This window comes from Rathayibacter sp. PhB1 (assembly GCF_004362935.1).
Lineage (GTDB): Bacteria > Actinomycetota > Actinomycetes > Actinomycetales > Microbacteriaceae > Rathayibacter > Rathayibacter festucae.
In genome coordinates this window covers 151,629-157,955 of record NZ_SNYD01000007.1, presented here as the reverse complement: position 1 = coordinate 157,955, position 6,327 = coordinate 151,629, and the positions used below count along the sequence as shown (strand labels likewise).

Sequence of the window (6,327 nt, the reverse complement as noted above, 5' to 3'; positions counted from 1 at the left end):
CGCAGGGGCGTATCGAGACCCACCGTCACCGAGAGGCTGAGTCTGCAGACCACCGTGCCGACGGTGGTGGATCTCGACACGCGCGCTGCGCGCGCTACTCGATCAGCAAAGGGCGCCCGCCGCGCGAGTGACATCTCTCTTCATGCTGGTCGAGTAGCCCCGGAGGGGCGTATCGAGACCCACCGTCACCGAGAGGCTGAGTCTGCAGACCACCGTGCCGACGGTGGTGGATCTCGACACGCGCGCTGCGCGCGCTACTCGATCAGCAAAGGGCGCCCGCCGCGCGAGCGACATCTCTCTTCATGCTGGTCGAGTAGCCCCGGAGGGGCGTATCGAGACCCACCGTCACCGAGAGGCGAGGTGAGCAGGCCGATCTCGCCGCGGGGTCAGGCGCCCGGGCGCCCGTCGCGGGCCGCGTCGACCGCGGCGTCCTCGATGTCGTCGTCGGTGGGCGTGCGCGGGACGTCCTTGCGGCGCTCGTAGATGGCCTCGGCGATCCGCTCGCGCGGCTTGCGCAGCACGATGTAGGAGAGCGACATGCTCGCGATGGCGGCGACGAAGCCGGCCGTCACCGCCGCCGTCAGCTCGGAGTCGACGAAGGAGCGCGCCGGCAGGTACACCAGCACGAAGACGCCGGCGAACATGGCCAGACGCAGGAGCGAGTAGACGACGACCGCGCGGCTCAGTTTCACCGGGCAAGTGTACGTCGGCCCCTGCATGCGCGTCCGTGAGCACCCCGGGAGCTCCCTGTCCAGCATCCGTGCGCCCGGTTCCTTCGAGGACCCCGGACGTACACTGGACACCATGATCCGCCTGTTCATCGGCCTGCTCGTGGCCCTCGCCGTCTTCACGGTCTACACCGTGATCGACGTCGCCCTGAGCAATCGCCACTCGGTGCGCGCGATCCCCAAGTGGTCGTGGGTCCTCGTGGTCCTCCTGCTGCCGATCATCGGTGCGGGCCTCTGGTTCTGGATCGGCCGCCCTCGCAAGCAGCGCTCCGAGGGCCGCCGTTTCACGGCCCCGGACGACGACCCCGACTTCCTCGGCACCCTCCGCCGCGAGCGCGACCCGGAGAAGGAGCGCGAGCAGGCCGAGCGCATCGCCCAGCTCGAGCGCGACCTCGCCGATCTCGACGACTCCGGCGAGTCGGACGGCACCGGCCGTCGGGATGCCTGACGCGGCTCCGGTCGCCCCCTCCACCCGTTTCGCGGTCGACCTCCTCACCCGCTTCGTCGCGCTCGGCGTCCGCGATGTCGTCGTCTCGCCCGGCTCCCGCTCCCAGGCACTCGCGCTCGTCGCGGCCGAGCTCGAGACCCGCGGCCGCATCCGGCTGCACGTCCGGATCGACGAGCGCTCCGCCGGCTTCCTCGCCCTCGGCCTCGCACTCGAGACCGGTTCGCCCGCCGTCCTGATCACGACGTCCGGCACCGCGACCGCCAACCTGCACCCCGCCGTGCTCGAGGCCGACGCGTCCGACGTGCCGATGATCGTGCTCACGGCCGACCGCCCCGGCGAGCTGCGCGGCATCCGCTCCAACCAGACCACCGACCAGGTCGAGCTGTTCGGCCGCGCCGTCCGCCTCTTCGAGGACGTCGCGGCCCCCGACGCGCAGACGCAGGTGGAGTCGGCCCGCGCCCTCGCCGACCGCGCGCACGCCGCGGCATCCCGCCCGGGCGGCCCCGTGCACCTCAACCTGGCCTTCCGCGACCCGCTGTCCTCCCGCCTGCCCGCCTTCGAGGTGCAAGAGCCCGGATCCGCCGCACCGGCCCCGGACGAGGCCGCGGTCGCCCCGGAGACGATCGCCGCCGGCCCGCTCGAGCCCCTCACCGTCGTCATCGCCGGCGACAAGGCCGGGGCCGAGGCCGAGGCGCTCGCCCGTGCCGGCGACTGGCCGCTGCTCGCCGAGGTCTCCTCCGGGGCCCGCTTCGGTCCGCAGCTCGTCGTCGCCTGGCGACGCCTCCTCGCCGAGTCCGAGTTCGGCGGCCGCGTCCACCGGGCGATCGTCCTCGGCCACCCGACCCTCTCCCGCGAGGTCCCGGAGCTGCTGCGCCGCGAGGACGTCGAGGTGATCGTCGTGGACCGCGGTCGCCGCGAGTTCTACAACCCCGGCCGCCGCGCGCGCAGCGTCCGCGCCCTCGCCGTCGTCCGTCCCGAGGACTCGCCGCGGCCCGAGCGGTCGGAACGCGCCTGGGCCGGCTCCTGGGTGTCGGCGAGCCGCGCGCTCGTGGCCGACGCCGACCCCGACGCGATCCCCGAGGCGCCCGACGGCGGCTCGATGTCGATCGAGGACCGCCGGGGCTACGCCCGGAACGCCCTGACCGCGATCCGCGCGCCGCTCACCCGCGAGTTCGTCGTCGCCGCCGTCTGGCGCGTCACCTGGCCGCACGACCGCCTGCTCTTCGGCGCCTCGCGCCTGATCCGCGTCGCGGACGGCTCGCTGCCCGGCAAGCGGATCACCGTGCACTCCAACCGCGGGCTCGCCGGCATCGACGGCACGGTCTCGACCGCCCTCGGCATCGCCGTCGCCTCGCAGTCCGCCGACGCGGGCTCGGGCGGCGCCACCCGCGTCGTCCTCGGCGACCTCACGCTCCTGCACGAGGCGGGCGGACTGCTGCTCGCCCCGGGCGAGCGCCGCCCGCGCGTGCAGCTCGTCGTCGTGAACGACGGCGGTGGCACCATCTTCGACGGGCTCGAGGTCGCCACCAGCTCGGCTCCCGACGCCTTCGACCGCGTGCAGTTCACGCCGCAGACCGTCGACATCGCGTCCCTGGCGACGGCCTACGGCTGGTCGCACCGCCTCGTCGCCACCCGCGGCGAGCTGGAGCAGGCGCTCACCTCGCCGGGCGAGGGCCCGGGCATCGTCGAGATCGCGCTCGCACGCTGATCTCCCGGGCGGCCGCAGCCGTCAGCTCAGGGCGTCGAGGATCGGCCGGAACTTCATGCCGGTCTCCGCGAGCTCGGTGGCGGGATCGCTGTCCGCGACGATGCCCGCACCGGCCCAGGCGGTGACCGCGCCGTCGGGGGAGACCTGCGCGCTGCGCAGCCCCACGGCCCACTCGCCGTCGCCGTTGCCGTCGATCCAGCCCACCGGACCGGCGTAGCGGCCGCGGTCGAACGGCTCGAGCTCCTCCAGCAGGGCGAGCGCGCGGTCGGTCGGCGTTCCGGCGACGGCGGCGGTCGGGTGCAGGGCGTCGACGAGGTCGAGCGCGGTCGAGGCGTCGTCGAGGGTCCCACGGACGTCGGTCGCGAGGTGCCACAGGTTCGGCAGCTTCAGAGCGAAGGGCTCCGGAGTGGTCGTGAGCGCGCCGGTGTGCGGCCGCAGCTCGCGCAGCAGGCTGGCGATGGCGAACGCGTGCTCGGAGCGGTCCTTCGGGCTCGCGAGGAGGGCGCGCACGATCGCGGCGTCCTCCTCCGCGTCGCCGCCGCGCGCGCTGGTGCCGGCGAGGACGCGCGCGGTGATCGCGCCGTGGTCCACGCCGACGAGCGTCTCGGGACTGGCGCCGAGGAAGCCGTCGACCGCGAAGGTCCAGCAGTCCGGGTAGCCGTTCGCGAGATCGCGGAGCAGGCGCCGGCGGTCGGCGTCCCGGGGGAGCCGTCCCTGCAGGTCGCGGGCGAGCACGACCTTCTCGAGAGCGCCGGAGCGGATCGAGCCGACGGCCGACGCGACCGCGGCGCGATACGCGTCCGGCGTCATCGCACCGGGGAGGAGGGGGAGGCGGAACTCGTCGCCGAAGGGCAGCGGAGCGGGGACCGCCGTCGAGCCGGCCGTCTCGTCGGCCGTCCGGATGCGGGTCACCCACGACCGCCCGCCCCGCGAGCCGATGACCACGCGGGGGACGATCAGGACGCTCGTCGCGCTCGACCGGCTGGAGAAGGCGAAGGCCCCGAAGGCCACCAGTCCCGTGCCCGGGACGCCGAGCGGATCCGCGACGACAGCCGCAGCCGACAGTTCGCGCCACGCGGCGGAGGCCTCGCGGATGCGATCCGGGCCGGAGAACTCCAGCCGCAGAGCCTCGCCGAGCCCGGCCAGTCCTGCGCCGCCGCGCTGCCAGAGCAGCGGCTGCCGCGGATCGACGCGGGTGATCAGCTCGTGCGGGCCGTCGAGCGGAGTCGTCTCGGCATGGAGGGGAGGAGCTCCGGCCCCGGTCGATGTCACTGCTCCACAGTACGCCCGCCGCAGAAAGCGAGACGTTGTGCGCCGAGACCACCCTCGCCCGGGGGTCCGCTGCTACGGTTTCCTCGTCCGGGGCCGTCGCAGCTAGGCGGAGCAAGGCGGCCCCGGCACCTCCCTCCCGTCCCGCTCCTCTCGCGCGGTTCCGCCGGTCCGGCGCCGGTCGCCTGAGCGGATGTGCAAGGGCGGTGGATGCACAGCCGCCACTCCGCTCCTCGCCCTAGACTCGTTGATCGTGACAAAGGCAGACCTCACCAAGCGGCCCGACGAGGTCGCTGCCATGTTCGACACGGTGGCGCCCGCCTACGACCTGACGAACACCGTCCTGTCCGTCGGCAACGACCACCTCTGGCGGATCGCCACGACCCGCGCCGTCAACCCGGCGCCGGGCGAGCGGATCCTCGACGTCGCGGCAGGCACCGGCACCTCGAGCGCCTCGCTGGCGCGCTCCGGTGCGCAGGTCGTCGCCGCCGACTTCTCCCGCGGGATGATCTCGGTCGGCCGCCGCCGGCACGCCGAGAACGAGCTCATCGAGTTCGTCCTGGCCGACGCGATGAAGCTCCCCTTCGAGGACGACTCCTTCGACGCCGTCACCATCTCCTTCGGCCTGCGCAACGTCTCCGAGCCGCGGACCGCGCTCGCCGAGTTCTTCCGCGTCGTCAAGCCCGGCGGCCGGGTCGTGATCTGCGAGTTCTCGACCCCGCCGCTCAAGCCGCTCGCCGCCGCCTACGACTTCTACCTGTCGAAGGTCATGCCCGTGATCGTCGGCCTCGCCTCCTCCAACGACCCGGCCTACGACTACCTCGGCGACTCCATCCGCGCCTGGCCCGAGCAGAAGGTCGTCGCGGGCTGGCTCCGCGCGGCCGGCTTCGAGCGCGTCGCCTACCGCGACCTCACCGCCGGGATCGTGGCCCTGCATCGCGGGATCAAGCCGATCGCGGCGACCTGATGCGCGCCCAGGGGCCTGCCGGGCCGAGACGTTAGGGTTTGAGTGTGAACGCCAGTGCGCCCGTCGCCCGCCGCAGTCCGTCTCTGACGGCGCAGCTCGGCCTCTCCGAGCGCATCTTCTCGACCGCTCCGGACCGCGCTCTCGCGCGTGCGATCGACGACGGGCTCGAACGGGTCGAGGCCGGCATGGTCCAGCAGCTGTCCTTCGCGGACGCGGTCGCCGACGTCTCGACGCGCTACCTGCTCGAGGCCGGCGGCAAGCGGGTGCGGCCGATGCTCACCCTGCTCACCGCGCAGCTCGGCCGGGGCAACACCCCCGAGGTGCTCAGCGCCGCGCAGGCCATCGAGATCACCCACCTCGGCTCGCTCTACCACGACGACGTCATGGACGAGGCGGAGAAGCGCCGCGGCGTGCCGTCGGCGCAGACCGTCTGGGGCAACAACGTCGCCATCCTCACCGGTGACCTGCTCTTCGCCCGGGCGAACCAGCTGATGACCGAGCTCGGCGAGCGCGCGATCCGGCTGCAGACCGACACCTTCGAGCGCCTCGTCCTCGGGCAGCTGCACGAGACCGTCGGCCCGGGCGCCGGCGAGGACCCGGTCGAGCACTACCTCGGCGTCCTGGCCGACAAGACCGGCTCGCTGATCGCCGCCGCCGCCCGCACCGGCGTCGTCTTCTCCGAGGCGCCCGCGCCGTTCGAGGAAGCGGTGCGCGTCTTCGGCGAGAAGATCGGCGTCGCCTTCCAGATCGTCGACGACGTGATCGACCTCTCGCCGCAGCCGGAGGAGACCGGCAAGAACCCGGGCACCGACATCCGCGCCGGCGTCTCGACGCTGCCGATCCTGCGCCTGCGCGAGCGCGCCGCGACCGACCGCGACGCGGCCGTGCTGCTCGCCCGGATCGAGAGCTACGTCAGCCGCACGAACGACGCGATCGCGCACACCGACGAGCAGAGCGCCGACATCTCCGACGCCATCGCGCAGCTGCGCGACCACCCCGTGACGGCTCAGACCCTCGCCGAGGCCCACGCCTGGGCCGATGAGGCCGTCGACGCCCTCGCCCCGCTGCCCGACGGGCCGGTCCGCAAGGCGCTCACGCGCTTCGCCGACACGGTCGTCGACCGCAACGGCTGACCGAATCGTCGCGGCGCGCATTCGAGCGCCGCAGGAATGAGTCCGGAGACGCGCCTCGGCGCCCCGGCAGGAGG

6 protein-coding genes are annotated in these 6,327 nt (G+C 73.6%); 4 read left to right on the top strand and 2 right to left on the bottom strand.

The annotated features are described in order from the left end of the window. Positions 1-386: 386 nt before the first annotated feature. On the bottom strand, positions 387-692 hold the full coding sequence (locus tag EDF17_RS17265) for a DUF4229 domain-containing protein (protein WP_159422135.1): 306 nt from the start codon (positions 690-692) through the stop codon (positions 387-389). A gap of 112 nt (positions 693-804) precedes the next feature. Here EDF17_RS17265 and EDF17_RS17260 point away from each other — a divergent pair, with 112 nt between their 5' ends. Together EDF17_RS17260 and menD are read left to right on the top strand one after the other, a co-directional pair. Then, a complete protein-coding gene (locus tag EDF17_RS17260; RefSeq protein ID WP_123447864.1) occupies positions 805-1,176 on the top strand; it encodes a PLD nuclease N-terminal domain-containing protein in 372 nt (123 codons plus the stop codon). Beyond that, a complete protein-coding gene (menD, locus tag EDF17_RS17255; RefSeq protein WP_123447863.1) occupies positions 1,169-2,884 on the top strand; it encodes a 2-succinyl-5-enolpyruvyl-6-hydroxy-3-cyclohexene-1-carboxylic-acid synthase in 1,716 nt (571 codons plus the stop codon). Before EDF17_RS17260 ends, menD begins: the two co-directional genes overlap by 8 nt. A gap of 21 nt (positions 2,885-2,905) precedes the next feature. On the opposite strand, the gene EDF17_RS17250 is transcribed toward menD, so the two are convergent. Then, a complete protein-coding gene (locus EDF17_RS17250) occupies positions 2,906-4,156 on the bottom strand; it encodes an isochorismate synthase (protein ID WP_123447862.1) in 1,251 nt (416 codons plus the stop codon). Between the two features lie 250 nt (positions 4,157-4,406). On the opposite strand from EDF17_RS17250, the gene ubiE reads away from it, so the two are divergent. Continuing rightward, on the top strand, positions 4,407-5,120 hold the full coding sequence (ubiE, locus tag EDF17_RS17245) for a bifunctional demethylmenaquinone methyltransferase/2-methoxy-6-polyprenyl-1,4-benzoquinol methylase UbiE (protein WP_123705614.1): 714 nt from the start codon (positions 4,407-4,409) through the stop codon (positions 5,118-5,120). 44 nt (positions 5,121-5,164) lie between these two features. Further along, positions 5,165-6,253, top strand: a complete 1,089-nt coding sequence (locus EDF17_RS17240; protein ID WP_123447860.1) for a polyprenyl synthetase family protein — start codon at positions 5,165-5,167, stop codon at positions 6,251-6,253. Positions 6,254-6,327 lie beyond the last annotated feature (74 nt).

Coding starts and splice junctions, on each gene's coding strand:
- menD (WP_123447863.1), top strand. CDS start 1,169: ATGCCTGACGCGGCTCCGGTCGCCCCCTCCACCCGTTTCGCGGTCGAC.
- EDF17_RS17260 (WP_123447864.1), top strand. CDS start 805: ATGATCCGCCTGTTCATCGGCCTGCTCGTGGCCCTCGCCGTCTTCACG.